This window comes from Psychrobacter sp. W2-37-MNA-CIBAN-0211 (assembly GCF_040309405.1).
In the GTDB taxonomy this organism is placed as follows: domain Bacteria; phylum Pseudomonadota; class Gammaproteobacteria; order Pseudomonadales; family Moraxellaceae; genus Psychrobacter; species Psychrobacter glaciei.
Genome location: NZ_JBEOOU010000361.1, coordinates 1 through 257, shown reverse-complemented (window position 1 = coordinate 257; position 257 = coordinate 1). Strand labels below are relative to the sequence as shown.

The following is a 257-nucleotide window of genomic DNA, read 5'->3' as shown; positions in this document are numbered from 1 at the left end:
ATGTTAAACAGGGCGACAGGCTGACCTTTAAGGTTAACACTCCTGAAGATGCGGCATTTTTACTCAACGACACCCCTTATTATCAAGTCAGTAACGCCCAATTCCCAGAGGCGTTTCTCGACATTTGGTTGTCTGAGAAAACCAGCCGTCCTGAGTTACGTAACCAACTGATTGGAGTTAACTAATGCACGCGATTTTATTATTCATCCGTAAGCAGCGACATTTTTCCGCCCGAACGCTAACTCAAGGGTTAACTC

General features: G+C 45.1%; 1 protein-coding gene. It reads left to right on the top strand.

Annotated elements, in window-relative coordinates; all coding sequences use genetic code 11:
* The coding region (locus tag AAEY72_RS15515; RefSeq protein ID WP_352311505.1) for a chalcone isomerase family protein at window positions 1-185 on the top strand (185 nt) is incomplete at its 5' end.
* Window positions 186-257: the final 72 nt, after the last annotated feature.